The organism is Streptomyces sp. NPDC086554 (assembly GCF_040686095.1).
Taxonomy (GTDB): domain Bacteria; phylum Actinomycetota; class Actinomycetes; order Streptomycetales; family Streptomycetaceae; genus Streptomyces.
Genome location: NZ_JBFBJK010000011.1, coordinates 58003 through 79367 on the forward strand (window position 1 = coordinate 58003; position 21365 = coordinate 79367).

The window sequence follows — 21365 nt, forward strand, 5'->3', positions numbered from 1 at the left end:
CCGAACCTACCGGCCGACGGCGGCGTTCTGTCAATAGCCGTTTGACCTGGGCCGTTTGGAGAGACAGCCAGGTCAGTGGCGCGGATACGCAGGTCGCGGGAGGCGGCGAAGGGCCGCGATCGGCCGTACACACCGCCGGGACATCACTCGTCCGGCCGCACGAAGACCGGCTGCCCGAACACGACCGTGCGCAGGCAGACGGGCAGCTCGGCCCCCGGCGTCAGGTCGGGCAGTCCTGGCGTTCCGGAGCGCGGGTCGGTGGACCAGCGGGCGACGCGGTCGTCCGGTGCCTGGACGACCAGGTCGTCGGTGCGCCACACGGCGTAGTCCGCGGGTGCGCCCGGGACCAGGACGCCCGCGTCGTCCCTGCCGATGGCCCGCCAGCCGCCCCGGGTGTGGGCGGTGAACGCGGCGCGCACCGAGACGCGGTGTCCGGGGGTCCGGTGGAAGGCGGCGGCGCGGACGGTGCCCCAGGGGTCGAGCGGGGTGACGGGGCTGTCGGAGCCGAAGGCGAGCGGCACGCCGGTGCGCAGCAGGGCTGCGTACGGGTTGAGGGTGCGGGCCCGCTCGGCGCCCAGGCGCTGGACGTACATGCCGTCGTCGCCGCCCCACAGGGCGTCGAAGGCGGGCTGCACGGAGGCGGTGAGGCCCAGTTCGGCGAAGGCGGCGATCGTCTCCGGGGTGAGCATCTCGGCGTGTTCGACGCGGTGCCTGGCGGCGCGGACGCGGGCCAGGCCGACCTTCTCGGATGCGGCGCGGATGCCCTCGACGACGGCGGTCACGGCGGCGTCGCCGATGGCGTGGAAGCCGGCCTGGACCCCGGCCTCGGTGCAGGCGATGACGTGCGCGGCGACGGCGGCGGCGTCCAGATAGGCGGTGCCGGTGTGACCGGCATCGGCGTACGGCGCGTGCAGGCAGGCGGTGTGCGAGCCGAGGGCGCCGTCGACGAAGAGGTCGCCCGCGGCGCCGACGGCACCCAGTTCCTTTGCACGGGCGATGCCTTCCTCGCCCTGCTCGGCCCAGTAGCCGACGACGCGCGGCCCGGCCTCGCCCGCGGCCAGGCGCAGCAGTCCGGTCAGGTCGTCCTCGCCGGAGATGTCGGGCCCCGCGCACTCGTGGACGGAGCCGATGCCGAGGGAGGCGGCGTGCCGCAGGGCCGCGCGCTGGGCGTCGGTGCGCTGTTGCGGGGTGAGGGCGCCGAGGGCGGCGGCGCGCACCGCGTGGTGGGCGTCGGCGGTCAGCGGGGCGTCGGCGTGGAAGCCGGTGCGCCCGCTGACTGCGGGGACGAGGTCGAGCAGCGCGGTGGTGACGACCGCCGAGTGGACGTCGATGCGGGAGAGGTAGAGGGGGCGGCCGCCGGTCGCCTCGTCGAGCTCCGCGCGGGTCGGCGGGCGGCCGCCGGGCCAGCGGGCGGCGTCCCAGCCGTGGCCGAGCAGGACGCGGTCGTGCGGCCGTGCGGCGGTGTGTTCGCGGACGAGGGCGAGCGCCTCGTCGAGGGAGCGCGCACCCGTCAGATCCAGTCCCGTCAGGGCGAGGCCGGTGGACGTGGTGTGCACATGCGCATCGGTGAACGCCGGGGTGACGAGGGCTCCCTCGAGGTCGACGACCTCGTCCACGCCGTCGGCGAACGCGTCGGCGGCCCCCTCGGATCCCACCCAGGCGACATGCCCGCGTTCGACGACCATCGCCGTGGCGAACGGGTCGGCGGGGCTGTGGACGTCTCCGCCGCGCAGCAGCACGGTGCGGTGACCCTGAGGGGGGTTCTGGGGGGCGGTGCTCTCAATCATGGGACCAGTCTGGCCCCTGCCGGTGCGCTCCCCGTGCAGGGGGCGCCCGCGGCCGTCTCAGACCTGCGGGGGCCGCGCCTCGTACGGGGTGGAGAGCACGACCGTCGTCCGCGTCGAGACGCCGGCCAGGGCGCGCAGCCGGCTCAGCAGGTGCTCCAGCTCAAGGGGCGTCGCCACGCGCACCTTGAGGATGTAGTTCTCGTCGCCCGCCACGCTGTGGCACGCCTCGATCTCCGGGACGCCCGCGAGGCGTTCGGCGATGTCGTCGGGTGCGCTGGGGTCGAAGGGTTTCACCGAGATGAAGGCCGTGAGCGGCAGCCCGACGGCTTCGGGGTCCACGACCGCGGCATAACCACGGATGACACCGCGCTGCTCCAGGCGGCGTACCCGCTGGTGCACGGCCGATGTGGACAGGCCCGTGGCCTTGCCCAGGTCGGTGTAGCTCATCCGCCCGTCCTTGACGAGCAGCTGCACGATCTGTCGGTCCAGCTCCTCCATGCGCCGAACCTACAGGGCTCTTGATCCCTCCGGATACCTGAGAGCCGACGTCGGGCACCTTCTTCCGGCATGTGACGAACGCCACATGTCTGTGACCGTGTCCAAAGGGATGCCACGATTACCTCTACGACGGGACGGGAAGTGCTTGCTGTGGTCGAGGCCGCAGCGCCTTCTCGGCCCACCCAAGGGGGAGATTCCCATGCAGAACTTGAAGCGCCCCGGTCGCTCTGCCCGCAGCAAGCAGCAGCGCTCCGATGAATCCGCGTCCGCCCTCGCATCGGAGGGTGTCGAACCGGGCTCCGAACCGGGCGAGCACAGCGCCGACTTCGACGCGTACGACACCTTCGAGATGTACCGCGTGACGTGCCCGGACTGCGCGCAGCCGATCGCGCTCCTGGCCGACGAGGACGTGCTGCCCGAGCACGCGCTGTGCCCCACTCCGTGGAACCCGTTCGGCCTGACGGTCTGCGCGGGCACGGGCCGCGCGGCGGCCGACGCGGCGCCCGCCGACGAGTCGATGGAGGCTCAGGAGCAGGACACCGCCCTGCTGTTGACGCTCCCTCAGGGACTCGACTGGCGGACCCAGCCCTTCTCGCACGTCGGCGGCCAGGGCTCGCGCCCGCTGCGCGTGCCCCAGCAGGTCCGGAGCTCGGCCGCCTGAGCGTTCACCAGTAGCTGCCCTGCACCATGGCCGCCAGGCTGGCGTGGTGCAGGATCAGCGTGTCCGGATCCTCGGGGACGGCGGCCTCGCCGAAGTGCACCTGGCGGTAGGCGACGCGGAGCATGACGATGGCGTGCCGCAGCGCCGCGTACAGCGTATGGAAATCCATGGACCGCGGTGTATGGCCCGTCAGTTGGGCGTAGCGCTCCTCGATGCGGTCCCGGCGCAGGAAGTCGGGCAGGCCGTCCTGCCCGAAGCTCACCGTCAGGTCCTGGAAGAAGCGGTGCAGATAGACCAGCCAGCCGAGATCGACCTCGCGGGGTGCGATCGCCGCCATCTCCCAGTCGAGGACGGCCGCGGGTTCGAAGCCGTCGTAGATGACGTTGCCGATGCGCGCGTCGCCCCAGTTGAGGACGGGGGCGCCCTCTTCGTCGGGCCACGTTGCCTCAAGCCGGTCGAAGGCGCTCTCGATGAGGGGTGAGCGCGGCAGGCCGTCGACCACCCATGCGTAGTAGGCGCGTTGGGCGGCGACGTGCCGGCGCAGCGGGCTGCCATCGCCCGGCAGTGCGAGGAACTGGGCATCGCCGACCGGCACTTGGTCGTGCAGGCGGGCGACCAGGCCGATCGACGCCTCCTCCAGGCGCGCGCGTTCGGCATCGCTCGCCTCGTGCAGCCAATTCCCCTCGTACGTATAGGGCATGACGTCCGGCGGAACGCGGCCCTCGACGCGCTCCATGACGAAGAAGGGGGCGCCCAGCGGCCCCGGGTCCTCTTCGAGCCACAGCACGCGCGGCACCGGCAGGTCGGTGTGTTCGGCGACCAGGCGCATCGTGCGGTGCTGGCGCGGCAGGTCGTAGACCGGGAAGATCGTGTACGCGGCCGGATCCGCCGCCACGCGCAACGCGCAGGCCCGCAACGGTGGTTCGGGGTGCTCGATGTCGAAGAGGAGGGTCTCGCTCGACATGCCGTTGGACTCGGGGACCCGCACGCCGGTGGCCTTGGCGCCGGGCAGCCGGGTGGCGAGCCAGGCGGTGAGGCGGCGGGTCAGCTCCTCGGGGTCGCGGGTGGTGGTGCGGGGTCGGGGTGCTGTGGCCATCGCGGAGCTCCTCTCCTTGGCTGCGGATCTCAGGAGGCGACCGAGTCGAAGCCGGTGAAGCCGCTCGGGTCGTGGCGGCCGAAGCTGCCGTGCTCGAAAATCCCGTACCCGATCTGCCCGTTCAGCGTGAAGCGGGCCGCGTGGTCGATGACTCCGTACGCGGCCATGGGGTGCGCCGCGGGGTCCGACAGGTCGTAGGTACGCCGGTCGCTCCAGCCGCGCCCCTGCCAGGTGCCGTGCTGCCAGTCGTCCGCGGGCGGGTAGCCTGCGCCCACGGCGAGCGGCAGGGAGGCGAGGACCTCGACGCCGAGTTCGAGGGGCTTACGGTCGTCGGGGTCGGCCAGGTGGATGACGGCGCGCTCGGGGTGGCGGGTGCCTGAGCGGTAGGTGATGTCGGCCTGGGGCCAGCCGAGTTGGCGGTCGCGGTGGCCTTCGCGGACGAGTGTCGCCTCGTTGAGGGTGCGGTGGCCGTCGGCGTCCTCCTGGGTGATGACCATGAGGAAGCGGTCGTCGAAGCGCACCGGGCTCCAGATCCAGTGGAAGCCCTCGGTACCGAACTCCTCCTCCAGGCGCCCGCGTTGCTCGCCGGGGATCGGCCGTACGCCCCAGCTGCGGTCGCGGGTCGCGGTCCACTCCCCCGCCGTCACCGCGATCTCCTCGCCCCCGATGCGGATCTGTCCGGAGCAGCCGCCCGCCTGCACGAAGCGGCGCCCTTCGAGGGAGAGCCGGTCGCCGCGCCGCTGGATGTGGTGGGGCTCCCACAGGGCGGGGAAGCTCGCGGACCAAGTGATGTCGTACGAGAGGGAGTCGGGGTCGCCGGGATCGGCGGCGCACCTCAGACGCAGGCGTCGCAGCGGCTCGTCGACGGTGATGCTCAGGGGCCCGACGGTGAGGTTCATCCGGTCGTCGCCGAGCGCGTCCGACGCGCGTACGGCGTGCAGCGTATCCCCGGTGCGCAAGGTGGCGTAGGCGTCGATCACCCCGACGTTCGGGTAGACGCCGAGCCCGAGGATCAGGAGCGCGCGGCCCTCGTGGTCGAAGAGGTGGAAGATGCAGCGGTCGTAGGCATTGCGGTCGCCGGTCGCGACGTGCTTCATCGAGAGCGGGACCTGGTGGATCGGATACTCGTCGAGCGGGACGGGACGGTCCTCTGCCACGGCAAACCTCCCTGGGCGCACGGCAGTTGCGAGTGCGCGGGGCAGGTCGACGGCCCCCGGCGCGGAGTTGACGGTACGTCAGACCGCGCGACGGAGCCAGACACGTGTCAGCCCGCGTTCCTACAGGGCGGCCCGCACACCGCTGCACGGGCATGTCGCGAACTGACGGTCGATTCCGACCGGCGGTGACCTGTCCGGCGCGATGCGCGTTGGCCCGGTATGACCACCCCTACGCCGATGCCCACCGTGCTCCCGCCGACCGGCCGCCGCAGGCGCACCCTGCTGACGGCACCCCCACCCGCACCCGCCGCAGAATCGGTTCCCCAGTACTCTCAGGCGCCCCAGTACCCCCAGCCGCCACTGCGGCCCCAATCGCCCCGACGCACCCAATCCCCCCAGCCGCCGCAGCCGCCCCAGCCGCAGCTGCAGGACCCGCCCATCTACCGCGCCCTGATCCGGAACTGGGCCGAGCGCGGCAAGACCCTGCCGGGGCGCCACGACCCGGAGTGGGTCCGGCTCGCGGCGCCGCCGGCCAGGTTGGGCCAGTTCAGCGCGAGTCGGGACCCGCGAGGTGACGGGCGATGACCATCCGCTGGATCTGATTGGTGCCCTCGACGATCTGCAGCACCTTGGCCTCGCGCATAAATCGCTCCACGGGGAAGTCCGCGGTGTAGCCATAGCCGCCGAGCACCTGCACGGCGTCCGTCGTGACCTTCATCGCGGCGTCCGTGCACAGCAGCTTGGCCATGGCCGCCTGCTTGGAGAACGGCCTGCCCGCGTCGCGCAGCCTGGCGGCGGCCAGATAGAGCGCCCGGCCCGCCTCGATCTGCGTCGCCATGTCCGCGAGCATGAACCGAAGGCCCTGGAAGTCCGCGATGGGCCGGCCGAACTGCCGCCGTTCGGTGGCGTACGACAGCGCCGCGTCCAGCGCCGCCTGGGCCACGCCGACGGCGCAGGCCGCGATGCCGAGCCGCCCCGAGTCGAGCGCGGAGAGCGCGATCGCGAAGCCCTGGCCCTCGTCGCCGATGCGGCGGGCGTCGGACACCCGTACCCCGTCGAAGTTGATCTGGGCGGTGGGCGAGCCCTTCATGCCCATCTTCTTCTCCGGCACCGCCGCGTTGAGGCCCTCGGCGTCGCCCGGCACCAGGAACGCGGAGATGCCGCGCGCTCCTTCGCCGCCGGTGCGGGCCAGGACGGTGTAGAAGTCGGCGACCCCGCCGTGCGTGATCCACGCCTTGGTGCCCGTGATCACCCAACCGTCGCCGTCCCGCACGGCCTTCGTACGCAGGGACGCCGCGTCGGATCCCGAGGCCGGCTCGGAGAGACAGTACGCCCCGAGCAGTCCGCCGCCGAGCATCGCGGGCAGGTGCTCGGTCTGCTGCTCCTTGGTGCCGTAGCCGGCGAGCGCGTGGCAGGACAGGGAGTGGACGCTGACGCCGAGGCCGACGGTGAGCCGGGCCGCGGCGAGCTCCTCGAGGACCTGGAGGTAGACCTCGTACGGCTGGTCGCCGCCGCCGAACTCCGAGTCGTACGGAAGTCCGAGCAGTCCGGACTCGGAAAGCAGGGTGAAGACCTCGCGCGGGAAGTGCCCGGCGTCCTCTTCATCGGCCGCGTTCGGTGCGATCTCGCGCTGGGCGATGTCCCGGACCAGTGAGAGCAGATCCCTGGCCTCATCCGTGGGCAGCTGACGGTCCACCGGCTGCGGGGCGTGGTCGGGCATGACGCTCTCCTCCCTGTCGGGCGCTGCGGCGGGCGCGACCTGGGTGAGGCGACGCCGCCGGGAAACGATGCCGTGCCGGGGTCTCCTTCCGGGTCACGGAAGCGGCTGACCAGCGGCTGTGGCGCGTTGAGTATGCCCGATCAGCGGCAGCCAGTCACTGGTTAACGACCGCTTACTCAAAAGATAGCCGAAGATCACAGACGATCACGGGATTGGTACGAACCATTGACCGCACTGGTCTAGTCCTCCTACTGTTCCCCCGAGCGTCTTAACGCGTTCATGTCAAGACGCGCACGCATGCACACGCAGGTCCACAGCACCACTTCCCCCCTCCCTGTTTCCCCCCCCCACGAGGAGACACGATGCTCAGACCGCACACCCCCCGCGCCCGGTTCAAGGCGCTCCTCGCCACCGCCTGTTGCGCCGCACTCGGCGCCGGTCTGCTGGCCGGCGCGGGCAGCGCCGCCGCCGGACAGGACAAGGACTCCACGACGAAGGCGACGAGGGCCGCCGCCGGTTCCAAGGTCGTCGGATACTTCACCGAATGGGGCGTCTACGACCGGAACTACCACGTCAAGAACATCAAGACGTCCGGCTCGGCCGCCAGGCTCACGCATATCAACTACGCGTTCGGCAATGTCCAGGGCGGCAAGTGCGCCATGGGCGACGCCTATGCGGCGACCGACAAGGCGTACACCGCCGACCAGTCGGTGGACGGCGTCGCCGACACCTGGGACCAGGAGCTGCGCGGCAACTTCAACCAGTTGCGCAAGCTGAAGAAGGAGAACCCGAACCTCAAGGTTCTCTGGTCCTTCGGCGGCTGGACCTGGTCGGGCGGCTTCACCGAGGCCGCGAAGAACCCCGAGGCCTTCGCCCAGTCCTGCTACGACCTGGTCGAGAACTCCAAGTGGTCCGATGTCTTCGACGGCATCGACATCGACTGGGAGTACCCCAACGCCTGCGGTCTGACCTGTGACACCAGCGGGCGCGAGGCGTACAAGAACCTGATGTCCGCGGTCCGTTCGAAGTTCGGCAGCGGCAATCTCGTGACCGCGGCGATCCCTGCGGACGCCTCGGACGGCGGCAAGATCGACGCCGCCGACTACGCGGGCGCGGCCCAGTACGTCGACTGGTACAACCCGATGACGTACGACTTCTTCGGCGCCTGGGACGCGCAGGGCCCGACCGCCCCGCACTCGCCGCTCACCTCGTACAGCGGCATTCCCAAGGAGTCCTGGAACTCCGACGCCACGATCAAGAAGCTGAAGGGGCTCGGCGTGCCGTCCGAGAAGCTCCTTCTCGGCATCGGCTTCTACGGCCGCGGCTGGACGGGCGTCACACAGAAGGAGCCCGGCGGCACCGCGACCGGACCGGCCGCTGGCAAGTACGAGCAGGGCATCGACGACTACAAGGAACTCAAAGCCAAGTGCCCGGCCAACGGCACGGTCGGCGGGACCGCGTACGCACACTGCGGCAACAACTGGTGGAGCTACGACACCCCGTCGACCATCGCGGGGAAGATGGACTACAAGAACCAGCAGGGCCTCGGCGGCACGTTCTTCTGGGAGCTCAGCGGAGACACGTCCGACGGTGAGTTGATCAAGTCCATCAACTGACCGTCGACACGGGGGATTCGGGGCGGGAGCCGGTCGGCGGCTCCCGCCCCGTCCTCATGGCCTGGCCGGCGCCGGGAACGAGGGCTCGAAGTCCTCGATGACGCGCAGCGTGTCCCCGAGGGTGCGCACGAGCAGGTCGCAGAGCGTCTCGCGCGCCGGCTCCCGGTGGCCGATCCAGTCGAGCGTGATGCCCTCGACGCTGCACAGCCAGCCGAGCAGCGCGGTGCGCGCGAGCCGCGGGATGTCCTTGCGGCCGTACGCCCCTTCGGCGATCGCGCCGATCAGGGCCTCGCGCACGCCGTCCCGTATGGCGTGCACCTCGGCGTCGAAGCCGACGCCGCCGCTGATGATGGTGCGGTAGGCGGCCTGGTGGTGCTCGGCGTAGCGCAGATAGCCGTCGACGGTGCGCTGCACCCGCTCGACGGGCGGCAGGTCGTCGTGGCGTCCGGCGCGCTCGACCAGGTCGGCGACGGAGTCCTCGATGATCGCGAGGTAGTACCCGCGCTTGGACTTGAAGTAGTAGTAGATCAGCCCTTTGGCGACGCCCGCCTGCTTCGCGATGTCGTCCATCGACAGGGCGTCGTAGGACGTGTCGGCGAACAACTTCCGGCCGATGGTGATGAGTTCGGCGCGGCGCGCCACGGAGCGGTCGGTGCCACGCTGTTGACTATTATTCAATTTCGGCCCTAGTCTCCAACTGCCTCGGGATGTCCGCAGTATGGCAGAACCGTGCCACCTGCCGGTTCGGCTCCCGACGGCGCTTCACGCACTCCCCTTACGCACGCCTGTGCACGCGGAACGACGTACGGGAGGAAGACAGTGGGCGCAGCACGCAGCGCGGTACGCGAAGGCAGAACTTCCTGGAAGAAGACGGCCGTTGTGGCCCTGCCGGCCGTCCTTGCCGTCGGCGCGATGGCCTCCGTCATGGCCGAGGGCGCGCTCGCCGCGTCCTTCGCCGTCTCGGGCACCAGCTTCCAGGTCTCGTCGGGGAAACTCACCAGCCAGGGCCTTTCCTCCTACGTACAGACCGACCGGGACATCGACGGCAAGGGGCACCCGGTGGCGCTCCTCGGGATCGGTGACGCGACGCTGTCCGACATCTGCCAGGCCGCCGAGGTCAAGACCCCGGTGGGCACGGTGGTGTTCAAGCTGACCGCGGGCGGCGAGGCGGGCCCGGTCACGGCGAGCAATCTGGTGATCGACGGCGAGGACCTGGAGGGCGACGCCCGCTTCGGCACGGCCCAGATCGGCCGGGACGCCTCCACGCTCGACGAGGTGCCCGGGGTCAAGGGCGAGAAGGGGAAGTTCGGCCTGCAGGCGGGCGACATCACCGTGTCCGGTGTGAAGTCGCACGCCTGGTCGGCGACCGGCGGGAACTTCCGGCTCAAGGGCATGAAGCTCGACGTCAGCGTCGGCGGCAAGAAGTGCTTCTGACCGGCGGCCGAAGAGCCGGGGTCAAGGCGTTCGCGCGGGACGGCGGCGGCTGGCTCGACCAGCGGCTTCCGCTGCGGGAGCCGCGCCGGATGCTGCGCCGATGGCGGCGGACCCGCCCCTTCTGGGGCGGTCTGCTGCTGATCCTGGGCGGCGCCGAACTGCTGCTCGTGCCGCTTTCGCCGCTGACCGTCCTGGTCAGCCTGGGGCTCGGCGGGCTCGCCGCGATCGGCATCGGGCTCGCGCTGATCACCGCGGGGATCTTCCTGTGGCTCCTTCCGCACGCCCACCACTATGTGAGTGTCAACGCCCTGATCCTGTCGGTGCTTTCGTTCGCGGCCACCAATCTCGGCGGGTTCCTGGTGGGCATGGTGCTCGGCATCCTGGGCAGCGCCATGGGGTTCGGCTGGACGCCGGTCCCGGACGGGGACGAGGAGTCGCCCGAGGTGCCGAAGGTGCGGGACGGGCAGGGCACGCGGACGCTCGCCGTGCTGCTTCCCGTGCTGATCCTCGCCGGGATCATGAACGGGAGCCCGGCCAAGGCGGCTCCCGGGGACGGCGCGGGCGACGCGATCGTGGCACCGAGCACCCCGCCGACCGTCACCACCACCCTCTTCGCACCACAGGGCTTCACCCTGGCCGGCGTACGCGAGATCCCCACGGCCGAGGGCCCGTTGAAGGTCATGGTGCTGCGGATGAAGGCCGCGTCGCTCACCGACTACCGGCTGAAGACCCGCGACGGGAGTCGTGAACTCGCCCTGGGCGCCGACACCTTGGACCTCAGCGGCTCGGTCACGCTCTATCTGACCAAGTTCAAGGGCTGCCTGGAGGGGCTGCTCTGCCTGACCTTCACGCCCGACAAACTGCCGGTGCCGCCCGTCGTGCCGCCGTTCGTCTTCATGACGGACGTGAGCGCCGAACAGGCCCTGGTCACATCGGACTTGATCGTCACGGACGGGCTCACCCTGAGGGCGAGCCCATGACGGCGGGGGCCCGCGCATGATCCAGATCCAGGCCGCCCTCTTCTGGGCGTACGCGATCGGCGCGACGTTCGCGATGTCCGCGGGGCGGCAGTTGCAGGTGTGGGAGCGGATCAACGCGGGTGAGGGCCCGCGGACGCGCAGCCGCGCCGCCAATCCGTATCTGGCCCTCACGGTGCTCTTCGCGGCGGTGCTGCTTGTCCCGACGGGGCTCTTCCTGCTGTGGCAGAACCCGGCGTGGGCGACCATGCATGTCGCGGACGGGCACAAGGGGGTGTGGGCCGGGTTCGTGCTCTTCTACGCGGGCGGGATCCCGGTGGCCGCCGTCATCGGATTCCTGGTGGCGCAAGCGCTCGTCCTTGTGGGGGCCGGCTACTGGGCGTATCTCCAGTGCGTCGGCGGCTATTTCCTGCTCTTCGGGACGCTGGTGCACGGCTGGGACGGCCGGGGGTACGAGCGGTTCCTCGCGCCCGGCGCGCGCGACTTCGCGCGGTGGCGGCAGGACAGTGTGGTCAACCACGTACTGGATTTCCTGACGTCCGGCACCTTCCTCGCGCTGCTGATCTTCGGCGCGGCGGTGATCGGCACCATGCTGCTCACCGAGATCGGCTGGCTGATGGAGGGCTGGTCGCTGCCGGGCGCGGACGAGGACCGCAAGGTGCACAGGGTTCTGGCGATCGCCATCGCGGCGGCCGGGGTCTACGGCCTGCCCTTCGTGGGCGCGCTGATCGCGAGTGTCCTGGTGCGCCTCGTCGGCGGGTGGATCGGCCTTCCGCTCTTCGCGGTGCTCGCCGGCGTCACCCTGCTGTCGCGGCGCTCGCCCGTGCGGTGGCTGTACGGCCTGGTGGGCGTTCCGCACCGGCACTGGCGGGCGGATCTGGACCGCACAGCGGAGAGCTACGAGACCGAGGTCACATCAGCCCGGTCTGCGTGACCAGCATCGCGAGGACGACGACGAGGGTCCAGCCGAGCACGTGCTCGAGGATCTTCGGGCCGTCTTCCTTGGGGCCGCCGGTCCGGGTGACGGCGCGGGTCGCGGTGGCGGTGGCGGTGCTCGCAGTCATGGCAGCTCTCGATACGTTCGGTCGGCAGTGACATCCCCCCACTGACCCGTCCACCATGCCACCGGATTCGGGCAATACGGGCGAGACCTTGGTCACTAGGCGCCGGGCGGGAGGCGCGCCCAGAAGGGGCGCGGGGCTGTGACATATGCGGCTCCGCCGCGTGGGTGCGAGCAACCACAACGAAGCCGCAGATGATCGACGCCACCCCACGCCACTCCCAGCGGAGCGCCCCCGCACAACTACGGCCGTCGCCTGTGCGTCTCACTACGAACGGCGGGGCATCTTCCCGCCGACTCGTCCGCGCAACCATCCGACCGAAAGGTTTCCGATGAGCACGAACCGGACGCCCCGCCGCAGAGCACGGCTCGCCCTCGCGGCGGCCGTCACCGTGACGGCAGCCCTCACAGGAACGGTCTCGCAGGCCGCGCCGTCCGTTCCGGACACGCCGCATCCCGGCGCGCCCGGCCTCGGCGACCCGATGTTCCCGCTGGACGGCAACGGCGGATACCGGGTCGACCGCTACACCCTCGACTTCGACTGGCAGGCCCCGAAGACGCCGTTCGAGGCGACGGCGACGATCAAGGCCACCGCCACGCAGTCACTGTCCCGCTTCAACCTCGACTTCGGCGGCAACACCCTGCACGGCGTGAAGGTCAACGGCTCGGCGGCGGGCACATCCCGCGACGGCGACGAGCTGACCGTCACGCCCAAGTCCCCGTTAGCCAAGGGGAGTTCGTTCACCGCGAAGGTGACGTACACCGCCGACCCGACCCAGACGCGGCACCGCGACGATGCCATCGAGGACTACGGCTGGATACCCACGGCCGACGGCACGGTGGTCTATCCGCAGCCGAACGGGGCCCGGCTGATCTTCCCGGCGAACGACCACCCCAGCCAGCGGGCGCCGATCACCTTCCGCATCACCACGCCGAAGGACCTGACGGCGGTCGCCAACGGCAGGCTGGTCGACAAGGCCGAGCGCCCCGGTGACCGGGTGCGCTGGACGTACGACTCCGAACAGCCGCTGTCCACGCAGCTCGTCCAGATGGCGGTCGGCAAGTTCAAGCTGATCGACTCCAAGGGTCCTGGCGGCGTTCCGCTGCGGGACGTCGTCCCCGACGCCCTGGTCGAGCCGACGGCGGAGTACCGCAAGCTCACCCCGGAGCATCTGACATGGCTTCAGAAAAGGCTGGGCCCCTACCCGTTCAACCGGTACGGCCTTTTGGTCGGCGACACCGACCTGGCCGTCGCCCTGGAGACCCAGACGCTCTCCCTCATCCCGAAGGCCGACCTGCTCGGCACGAAGGTGGACGCCGAGCGGAACATGGTGCACGAGCTGACCCACCAGTGGTTCGGCGACAGTGTCGCCCTGAAGAGCTGGTCCGACCTGTGGGTGAGCGAGGGCCACGCCCGCTTCTACGAGCGGATGTACTCCGAGGAGCACGGCGGCGACAGCTTCGAGGCCGCGATGAAGACCGCGTACCAAGCCCATGACCAGTGGCGACGCGACTTCGGTGCCCCCGCCGAGCCGACCGAGCCCAACCTCTTCAAGCGCATGCGGTACGACGGCTCGGCCCTGGTCCTGTACGCCCTGCGCGAGCAGGTCGGCGACGCGACGTTCCAGAAGATCGAACGGGCGTGGGTGAGTGACTTCCGCGGGAGGACGGCGAGCACCCAGCAGTACATCGACTTGGCGTCGAAGGTGGCGGGCGAGGACCTCGAAGGGTTCCTGCGGCCCTGGCTGTACGGCTCGAAGACACCGCCGATGCCGGGACATCCGGACTGGGTGGTGGATCCGGCCAAGTAAGCGGATGATCTCGTTCGCCTCCGCGGGGCCATGTCCGTCCATATGCTCACAGTTGATCTCCAGGGGGGAGATCTTGTGAATGAGGAGGGGACCATGACCGGAGTATCCAGACGTGCCCTACTGGGCTATTCGGGCAGCGCGGCGGCGGGTGCCGCCCTGGCGGGTGCCGGGTCGGCGCGCGCCGCCGAGGGCGAACCGGCCGCGGCGGCCCAGGCGGACGCGGCCCAGTCGTCGGACGCCAACATCGCGAACGGAACCGAGTTCGCGGGCGACGTCAGCATCGGTGACATCGACGCGATGATGCAGTTCTCGTTCAAGCTCAACGTCGAGAGCGCGCCCGCCGCGAAGCAGATCACCCCGATGGAGATCGTGGACGCGTTCAACGAGATCGCCATGTCCCGCGGCTGGCCCAAGATGACGTTCTACTACGCCACTTCGGCGGCTCTGAACTGATTCCGCGCACGAGGGGCCCCACCCGGCTTCGGGTGGGGCCCCTCGTCACGCCGTCAGCGGATGCCCACAGCCGCAAGCGCGGACTTCTGAGCGGCGGAGAGCTTCGTCGGGAAGTACAGGTAGCAGACGCCGCCCGTTCCGGAGACGACCTTGCCGGTCGCGTTGTAGCGCTTGGTCCTGAGCCAGATGTTCTCCCACTCGCGCCTCTTGTAGACGCGCCGCACCGCCGGATTCGTCGGCGACGCCGGGTCGTTGGCGATCACGTCGCCGTCCGCCGTGAAGCCGATCACCGTCATGAGGTGGCCCGCCGTGCCGTAACCGGCGCCCGTCAGCTCCTCCTTGAGGAACGACTGGGACGTTATGGCCGGGATGCCCGCGGCGATCAGCGACTCCAGTTCGGTGAGCGAGTCGAGGCGGGTGACGACGCCCTGGAGGTCCTTGTACGTCGACGCGTAGGCCGCGTTGAAGGGCCAGTTGCCGCAGCCCGCGTACTGGTAGTCGAACGTGTAGCGGGCCGCGTGGCACACCTGCGGGTCCGCGAAGGAAGGGTCGACCCAGGCGAGGTCGTCCGCGGTCGGCTTGCGGCCCCAGTACTCGATGATCATCTGCGAGGAGGTGGGGCTGCACCAGGCCTCGCCGCCGTTGTCGTACTCCGGATACTGCCCGACGTGGATCTCCTGCGAGTAGCGCGGGACCGTCAGCTCCTTGGTCAGGCCCGGCTCGGACGCGGGCACCGTGAAGCGGTCGGGGACGGCGGACGCCATCGCGCCGAGCCGCCACACGGTGGGCGTCACCGTGGCGCCCGGCTTGCGGTACAGCGTCAGCCGCAGCCGGTAGGAGGCAAGACGCAGGCCCGTCGTCGTGTCGTCGATGGAGAAGGTGTCCGTCCAGATGCTCGACTTGCCGTCGCTCTGGTCGTCGACCGAGGTGCGGCGGATGTCCTTCTTGTCGTCGTCGCCCGATGTCCAGCGCCCCAGGACGTACCAGGGGGTCTTCTTCCCGTCCGAGTACGTTCCCTGCAGCTCGACCTGGAGCCAGGTGCCGGTGGGGGTGCGGGCGTTCCAGGAGGCGACGACCTCCGTGGCGGGGACGGTGGGGCGGTGCACCGGCGAGGTCCACTGGGCGTACTCCCAGGTGGCGGTCGTGCCGGTGTGCGGATCGGCGTAGTCGGTGCGGCCCGCGGCCTTGGCGATCTCCACGGCGGGGCGGGACCCGGCGACGGCACGGGTGCCCTTCGCGGTGCCGGCGCTCCAGTCCGCGTACGACGTCCAGAAGCGGTTGCTCACCGGCCGCTGCGCCCGCGGAGCCGCGGCCTGGCCGCCCGCGGCCAGCGCGGTTCCGGTACCGGCGGCGACGGCGGCCAGCGCGGCGGCCGCGGTGAGGACGGTTCTGCGGGACATGTCATCAGCTCGGTCCATGGCGGGACCCCCAGTCGACGTGGGTTCCGGACGGATCCGGAAGGGGCAGGTCAGGTACACGCGGTAGGCCAACTATGGCTGCTGCACGCCGACTTCTGCCAGCGCTTCGGGGACCACCGCCGCCACCAATATTGGCCTCGACCACTGGCGTGAGCAGGCACGGCGCGCGGAGCGGAACATTCCGCGCCCGCCGATCAGCGAGCTCCGCCCCCGTACGCTGGTGAGCGATGACCGCACACGCCACACCCCTGTCCCAGGTCGCCGACGCCCTGCGGCGCCTGCCGCCCTCCTGCGGCCCCGTCCGCCTCGTCGGCGTCGACGGACACGCGGGCTCCGGCAAGTCGACCTTCGCCCTGCGCCTGGCCGATGCCCTTGACGGCGCCCCCGTGGTGCGCCTGGACGACATAGCGAGCCACGACGAGCTCTTCGGCTGGACGGAGCGCCTGCGGCGGCAGGTGATCGTGCCGCTCTCGCGCGGCGAGAGCGCGCGCTACGAGACGTACGACTGGCACGCGCGCCGCTTCGGCCCCGAGGTCCGCACCCTGCCGCCCGCGCCCGTGGTCATCCTCGAAGGCGTCGGCGCGGGCCGCCGCGCGCTGCGCCCGTTCCTCGCGCGGCTTCTGTGGATGGAGCTGCCCCGGGACGAGGCATGGGAGCGGGGGCGCCATCGTGACGGGGCGGAGCAGAGTGACTTCTGGGACGGGTGGGAGCCCGCCGAGCGCCGGCACTTCGCCGAAGACCCCTCAAGGCCCTTCGCACACTCTTTGGTACGACAGTGTCGCAAGGGATATGAGGTGCTCGCGGGGCCGGGTGAGACCGCAGTGCAGAGCCAAATCGTCACACACGGTGAAGGGCCCTCCGCGGTGCGCTGAACCTCCGGAAAGTCACTTCCGGAAGTTCAGCCGAGTTTCCATGAGTGCCTCAACTCCGCTTGACCGAGGGCCCTTACAGGACTTACGTTCTGAATGTGCGGCCTTTCGGGGCCGCCAGCAGACGCGAAGCCCCCGGTTGTTCCCCCGTGATCGGGGGCTTCGTTCTGCCTACTCGCCCGTATTCCGGGCGCTCCGAGCCGCCGTTCGTTCACACTCGGTGACGACTGCGTGCCCCCTCACCCGGCCCGACCTGGCCGATCCCGCGCTGCGGCACCCTACGGCCGAGCACTCCCCCGCAGGTACGATGCCTTTCGGTGCGACCTACGGACGGCTGCTCTGCGCACCGAGACAACTCCCGTCCGCAGCACGGCGGTTCAGCGAAGTTGCCGACGGGCACCGGCCTGGCGGTAAACGGGGGCACGGTTTGTGGGGGACGTGATGGACTTCGGCACGCAGGGCTCACCCGCCCCGGCCGACCTCGCCTGGATCAGGGGCGTCGACGCCTACACGATGGGCGCCTACCCACAGGCGGAGGAGGAGTTCCGGGCAGCGGTGCGGATGGATCCGGGGATGGCCGACGGCTGGCTCGGACTGCACGCACTGCGCATCGACACGACGACGGCATTACTACGGATGTTCCAGCACCGGGACCGGTTCGGGGAGCAGCGCGCCCGGCACGGGCGCACACTCAACTCCTGGTACTGGCTTGGCTGGTGGGTCCAGCCCGTCCTGGAGAGCACACGCGATCTACTGCTCGCACACGCGTCGCACTGGCTGGACGGGCGCCATGTCCCGGAGCTGGACCGGGCGTTGGCGGGCCTGCCGCCGGTCGACGCCGATCCGCAGGTGCGCTTCCTGCACGCCTGCCGGTCCTATCTGGTCAAGGACTGGGAGCAGTTGGTCCGGCACACCGACTCGCTCATCGACGACGCGATGCTGGGCATCGAGGCCGGTCTCTTCGGCGGGATGGCCCGCGTACGCCTGGAGATGTACGGGCAGGCCGAGCCGCTCCTGTCCGCCGCCCTGATGCGCTGCCGCAGCGAGCAGCCGCAGCGCAAGGAGCTGCGCTACTGGCTGGCCCGCGCCCACGAGGGCACGGGCCGCTCGGCGGCGGCGCTGCCGCTGTACCGGGCGGTGCACCGGGTGGACCCGGCGTTCATGGACACCTCGGCGCGGCTCGCGGCAATCGCCGAGGGCGACGGGTACGACGAGGTCACCGACCTGGCGTCGATCGCCCTGTCCGGCTTCGGACAGGACGTGATGGACGCTCCTGACGGGATCGATCCGCTCTTCGGCACGGAGGGCCGCGACCTGAAGGTCACCGAGCCCGAACTGCCGCCCGGCGGCGGCCCCTCCGAGACCGACGCGGTGCGCGAGAAGGCCGTGATCCCGATCCAGCCGGGGCTGCCACAGCTGCCGCCGGGCCCCACGGACCCCGCGCTCCTGGAGGCGGCCCTCGCCGAGCTGGAGCGGATGGTCGGCCTGGAGCCGGTGAAGCGCCAGGTCAAGGCGCTCTCGGCGCAGCTGAACATGGCGCGCCTGCGGGCCGCGCAGGGCCTGCCCGTGCAGCCGCCGAAACGACACTTCGTCTTCTCGGGCCCCTCGGGCACCGGCAAGACCACGGTGGCCCGCATTCTGGGGAGGGCGTTCTACGCGCTCGGGCTGCTCGGCGGCGACCACCTGGTGGAGGCGCAGCGCGCCGACTTGGTCGGCGAGTATCTGGGCCAGACCGCCGTGAAGGCCAACGAACTGATCGACTCGGCGATCGGCGGCGTCCTCTTCGTCGACGAGGCGTACTCGCTCTCCAACTCGGGCTACGGCAAGGGCGACGCATACGGCGACGAGGCCCTGCAGGTCCTCCTCAAGCGCGCCGAGGACAACCGCGACCACCTGGTCGTGATCCTCGCCGGCTACCCGGAGGGCATGGACCGGCTGCTCGCCGCCAACCCCGGCCTGTCGTCGCGCTTCACGACACGGGTCGACTTCCCCTCGTACCGCCCTCTGGAGCTCACCGCCATCGGCGAGGTCCTCGCCGCCGACAACGGCGACGTCTGGGACGAGGAGGCCCTCGACGAGCTGCGCTCCATCAGCGGCCATGTCGTCGACCAGTCCTGGATCGACGAGCTGGGCAACGGCCGCTTCCTGCGCACGCTCTACGAGAAGAGCTGCGCCTACCGCGACCTGCGCCTGTCCGGCTATCCCGGAGAACCGGGCCGTGACGACTTGTCGACACTGCGCCTTCCGGACCTCATGCAGGCGTACGGAGAGGTCCTTTCGGGGCGGGGGCCGCAGGATCCGCCCCGAATGTGACAGCCCTGCGGCCCACCGGCCGCTGCTCAGCCGACCAGGGCGCTGTCCCGCACCTCCTGGGGTCTGCGGGGCACCGACACCCGGTGCGCAGGGTCGCGGACCTCGCCGACCAGGAGCTCCAGTACGTCCTCCAGGGCGACCAGGCCGAGCACCTTGCCCGACGCGTCGGCCACCTGTGCCAGATGCGTGGCGGCGCGGCGCATCACCGTCAAGGCGTCGTCCAGCGGGAGTTCGGCACGCAGGGTCGTCATGGGGCGCCAGACCTGCTGCGGCACCGCCCGGTCCGTCTCCGCGCCGTCCGTCAGATCCAGTACGTCCTTCACGTGCAGGTAACCCATGAAGGCGCCGTTCTCCGCGCAGACCGGGAAGCGGGAGTAGCCGGTGCGCCCGGTGAGCTCGATGACCTGGCTCGGGGTGACCGACGCGCCCACGGTCACCAGGGACGCCCGGTCGAGCAGGACGTCCGTCACCGGGCGCGAGCCCAGCTCCAGGGCGTCCTCCAGGCGCTCCTGCTCCTCGGGGTCGAGCAGTCCCGCCTGGCCGGAGTCGCCGACGAGCCGGTTGAGCTGCTCGCTGGTGAAGACCGCCTCGACCTCGTCCTTGGGCTCGACACGGAAGAGCTTCAGGACGAGCCTGGCGCACGCCCCGAGCGCCACCGTGACCGGCCGGCACAGCCGGGCGAAGGCGACAAGGCCGGGGCTGAACCACAGCGCGGTCTTCTCCGGGGCCGCCATCGCGAGGTTCTTCGGGACCATCTCGCCGATGACGAGGTGGAGGAAGACGACGAGGGCGAGCGCGATGGCGTACCCGAGCGGATGGATCATCCCTTCGGGGATGTGCGCCGCCTCGAAGACGGGCTCCAGGAGATGCGCGACGGTCGGCTCGGCGACCGCGCCGAGCGTCAGCGAGCAGATGGTGATGCCGAACTGGGCGGCCGCCATCATCTGCGGCAGATGCTCCAGGCCGTAGAGGACCTGGCGGGCCCGCTTGGTGTTCAGCGGCTCGATCTGGCTGCGGCGTACGGAGACGAGCGCGAACTCGGCCCCCACGAAGAAGCCGTTCGCGAGCACCAGGAGCAGGGCGAACAGGAGTTGGAGCACGCTCATCGGACGGCCTCCGCGACCTGTGCCTGTGGGGTGGCGCCGATGTCCGCGGTCCGTACGAGGCGTACCCGCTCCGCGCGGTAGTGATCGACCTGGCGCACCGCGAGCCGCCAGCCGGGAAGTTCCGCCCGGTCGCCGGGGGCAGGGATGCGGCCGAGCAGATCGGCGACGAGGCCTGCCACGGTCTCGTACGGTCCCTCGGGGACGTCGAGCCCTATCCGCCGGAGCGTGTCGACCCGGCAGCTGCCGTCGGCGTCCCAGGCGGGACGGCCGTCCTCCGCCGGTGCCGCCGCGAGTTCGGGCAGATCGTGCAGGTCGTGCTCGTCGCGGACCTCGCCGACGAGCTCCTCGACGATGTCCTCCAGGGTGACCACACCGGCCGTGCCGCCGTACTCGTCGACGACTACGGCTATCGGCTGCTCACTGCGCAGCTGCTCAAGAAGCTGCTGCACGGGCAGCGTCTCCGGGACCTGGAGCGGTGCCTGCGCGATACGGCCCGCGGGCGTCCGCAGCCGCTCGTGCGCCGGGACCGCGAGGGCGTCCTTGAGGTGCACCATGCCGACGATCTCGTCGATCCGCTCGCGGTAGACGGGAAAGCGTGAGAGTCCCGTGGCACGGGTCAGGTTCACCACGTCCTGGGCGGTCGCCGACGTCTGCAGCGCGCTGACCTTCACGCGCGGCGTCATCACGTGCTGCGCGGTCAGCTCGCCGAGGGAGAGGGTCCGTACGAACAGGTCCGCGGTGTCCTGTTCGAGGGTGCCCGCCTGCGCCGAGTGCCGGGCCAGGGAGACCAGTTCGCCGGGGGTGCGGGCCGAGGCCAGCTCATCGGCTGGCTCGACGCCGAGCACCCGCACGATCCGGTTGGCGACGGCGTTCAGGAGCGAGATCACGGGCCGGAAGAGCCGCGCGAAGACATGCTGCGGGCCCGCGACGAAGCGCGCGACCTGCAGCGGCCTCGACACCGCCCAGTTCTTCGGCACGAGCTCGCCGATCACCATCTGCACGGCGGACGCCAGCAGCATGCCGACCACTACGGAGACGCCCGGTACGGCGCCTTCCGGAAGGCCGGTCGCCGTGAACGGGCCCGCGAACAGATGCGCGAGCGCCGGTTCGGCGAGCATGCCGACCACGAGCGAGGTGATGGTGATGCCGAGCTGGGTGCCGGAGAGCTGGAAGGACAGCTCCTTGAGGGCGGCGACGACCGTACGGGCCCGTCGGTCGCCTTCGGCGGCGGCCTTCTCCGCGTCCGGGCGCTCGACGGTGACGAGCCCGAACTCGGCGGCCACGAAGAAGCCGTTGGCGAGAATCAGCAGAAATGCCGCCCCGAGAAGCAGCAGGGAAGTCGTCATGCCGCCGCCTCCCTGGTCAGTCCGGTCCCGGTATGTCGGGAGG

General features: G+C 70.7%; 20 protein-coding genes. 10 read left to right on the forward strand and 10 right to left on the reverse strand.

The window, feature by feature from the left end:
• Positions 1–143: 143 nt before the first annotated feature.
• Both AB0O76_RS19560 and AB0O76_RS19565 read right to left on the reverse strand, forming a co-directional pair.
• The gene (locus tag AB0O76_RS19560) at positions 144–1787 is read right to left on the reverse strand and encodes an amidohydrolase (RefSeq protein WP_365492509.1); all 1644 of its coding nucleotides are present in this window, start codon (positions 1785–1787) and stop codon (positions 144–146) included.
• Positions 1788–1844: 57 nt separating this feature from the next.
• Entirely contained in the window at positions 1845–2285 is a 441-nt protein-coding gene (locus AB0O76_RS19565) for an Lrp/AsnC family transcriptional regulator (protein WP_030789227.1), read from the reverse strand.
• A gap of 199 nt (positions 2286–2484) precedes the next feature.
• Between AB0O76_RS19565 and AB0O76_RS19570 the strand changes: the two genes are divergently transcribed.
• A complete protein-coding gene (locus AB0O76_RS19570; protein WP_365492512.1) occupies positions 2485–2946 on the forward strand; it encodes a hypothetical protein in 462 nt (153 codons plus the stop codon).
• 4 nt (positions 2947–2950) lie between these two features.
• On the opposite strand, the gene AB0O76_RS19575 is transcribed toward AB0O76_RS19570, so the two are convergent.
• Both AB0O76_RS19575 and AB0O76_RS19580 read right to left on the reverse strand, forming a co-directional pair.
• Positions 2951–4042 carry a phosphotransferase family protein gene (locus AB0O76_RS19575; RefSeq protein WP_365492515.1) on the reverse strand — a complete coding sequence of 364 codons (1092 nt, stop codon included), beginning with the start codon at positions 4040–4042 and terminating at the stop codon, positions 2951–2953.
• Between the two features lie 29 nt (positions 4043–4071).
• Positions 4072–5199, reverse strand: a complete 1128-nt coding sequence (locus AB0O76_RS19580) for a hypothetical protein (RefSeq protein WP_365492518.1) — start codon at positions 5197–5199, stop codon at positions 4072–4074.
• 360 nt (positions 5200–5559) lie between these two features.
• Here AB0O76_RS19580 and AB0O76_RS19585 point away from each other — a divergent pair, with 360 nt between their 5' ends.
• Positions 5560–5784 (forward strand): hypothetical protein, encoded by a 225-nt coding sequence (locus AB0O76_RS19585; protein ID WP_365493097.1) that lies wholly within the window; start codon positions 5560–5562, stop codon positions 5782–5784.
• Here the strand turns inward: AB0O76_RS19585 and AB0O76_RS19590 are convergent.
• Complete coding sequence (locus AB0O76_RS19590; protein ID WP_365492521.1) at positions 5747–6919, reverse strand: acyl-CoA dehydrogenase family protein; 1173 nt, start codon at positions 6917–6919, stop codon at positions 5747–5749. The two genes, AB0O76_RS19585 and AB0O76_RS19590, sit on opposite strands and share 38 nt — an antisense overlap.
• 362 nt (positions 6920–7281) lie before the next feature.
• Between AB0O76_RS19590 and AB0O76_RS19595 the strand changes: the two genes are divergently transcribed.
• Positions 7282–8535, forward strand: coding sequence for a glycoside hydrolase family 18 protein (locus tag AB0O76_RS19595; protein ID WP_365492524.1), 1254 nt, complete (start codon positions 7282–7284; stop codon positions 8533–8535).
• Positions 8536–8589: 54 nt separating this feature from the next.
• Here AB0O76_RS19595 and AB0O76_RS19600 read toward each other — a convergent pair whose 3' ends face one another.
• The gene (locus AB0O76_RS19600; RefSeq protein WP_365492527.1) at positions 8590–9177 is read right to left on the reverse strand and encodes a TetR/AcrR family transcriptional regulator; all 588 of its coding nucleotides are present in this window, start codon (positions 9175–9177) and stop codon (positions 8590–8592) included.
• Between the two features lie 237 nt (positions 9178–9414).
• On the opposite strand from AB0O76_RS19600, the gene AB0O76_RS19605 reads away from it, so the two are divergent.
• The 3 genes from AB0O76_RS19605 (at position 9415) to AB0O76_RS19615 (ending at position 11880) form a co-directional block, all read left to right on the forward strand.
• Complete coding sequence (locus AB0O76_RS19605; RefSeq protein WP_365492530.1) at positions 9415–9969, forward strand: DUF6230 family protein; 555 nt, start codon at positions 9415–9417, stop codon at positions 9967–9969.
• 89 nt (positions 9970–10058) lie between these two features.
• Positions 10059–10949, forward strand: a complete 891-nt coding sequence (locus tag AB0O76_RS19610; protein ID WP_365493098.1) for a DUF6114 domain-containing protein — start codon at positions 10059–10061, stop codon at positions 10947–10949.
• 16 nt (positions 10950–10965) lie between these two features.
• Complete coding sequence (locus AB0O76_RS19615) at positions 10966–11880, forward strand: hypothetical protein (protein ID WP_365492533.1); 915 nt, start codon at positions 10966–10968, stop codon at positions 11878–11880.
• On the opposite strand, the gene AB0O76_RS19620 is transcribed toward AB0O76_RS19615, so the two are convergent.
• A complete protein-coding gene (locus AB0O76_RS19620) occupies positions 11858–12010 on the reverse strand; it encodes an SCO1431 family membrane protein (RefSeq protein ID WP_363275474.1) in 153 nt (50 codons plus the stop codon). The genes AB0O76_RS19615 and AB0O76_RS19620 overlap by 23 nt on opposite strands.
• A gap of 328 nt (positions 12011–12338) precedes the next feature.
• On the opposite strand from AB0O76_RS19620, the gene AB0O76_RS19625 reads away from it, so the two are divergent.
• Positions 12339–13817 (forward strand): M1 family metallopeptidase, encoded by a 1479-nt coding sequence (locus AB0O76_RS19625; protein ID WP_365492536.1) that lies wholly within the window; start codon positions 12339–12341, stop codon positions 13815–13817.
• 93 nt (positions 13818–13910) lie between these two features.
• Entirely contained in the window at positions 13911–14270 is a 360-nt protein-coding gene (locus AB0O76_RS19630) for a hypothetical protein (protein WP_365492539.1), read from the forward strand.
• A 53-nt stretch (positions 14271–14323) separates the two neighbouring features.
• Here the strand turns inward: AB0O76_RS19630 and AB0O76_RS19635 are convergent, their stop codons facing one another.
• Positions 14324–15688, reverse strand: coding sequence for a peptidase C39 family protein (locus AB0O76_RS19635; RefSeq protein WP_365492542.1), 1365 nt, complete (start codon positions 15686–15688; stop codon positions 14324–14326).
• Positions 15689–15915: 227 nt separating this feature from the next.
• Between AB0O76_RS19635 and AB0O76_RS19640 the strand changes: the two genes are divergently transcribed.
• Both AB0O76_RS19640 and AB0O76_RS19645 read left to right on the forward strand, forming a co-directional pair.
• A complete protein-coding gene (locus tag AB0O76_RS19640; protein WP_365492545.1) occupies positions 15916–16560 on the forward strand; it encodes a hypothetical protein in 645 nt (214 codons plus the stop codon).
• A gap of 438 nt (positions 16561–16998) precedes the next feature.
• On the forward strand, positions 16999–18870 hold the full coding sequence (locus tag AB0O76_RS19645) for an AAA family ATPase (protein ID WP_365492548.1): 1872 nt from the start codon (positions 16999–17001) through the stop codon (positions 18868–18870).
• A 26-nt stretch (positions 18871–18896) separates the two neighbouring features.
• On the opposite strand, the gene AB0O76_RS19650 is transcribed toward AB0O76_RS19645, so the two are convergent.
• Positions 18897–19976: a hemolysin family protein gene (locus tag AB0O76_RS19650; RefSeq protein WP_365492550.1), complete on the reverse strand. Its 1080-nt coding sequence runs from the start codon at positions 19974–19976 to the stop codon at positions 18897–18899.
• Entirely contained in the window at positions 19973–21322 is a 1350-nt protein-coding gene (locus AB0O76_RS19655; protein WP_365492553.1) for a hemolysin family protein, read from the reverse strand. The genes AB0O76_RS19650 and AB0O76_RS19655 overlap by 4 nt, the downstream gene beginning before the upstream one ends.
• Positions 21323–21365: the final 43 nt, after the last annotated feature.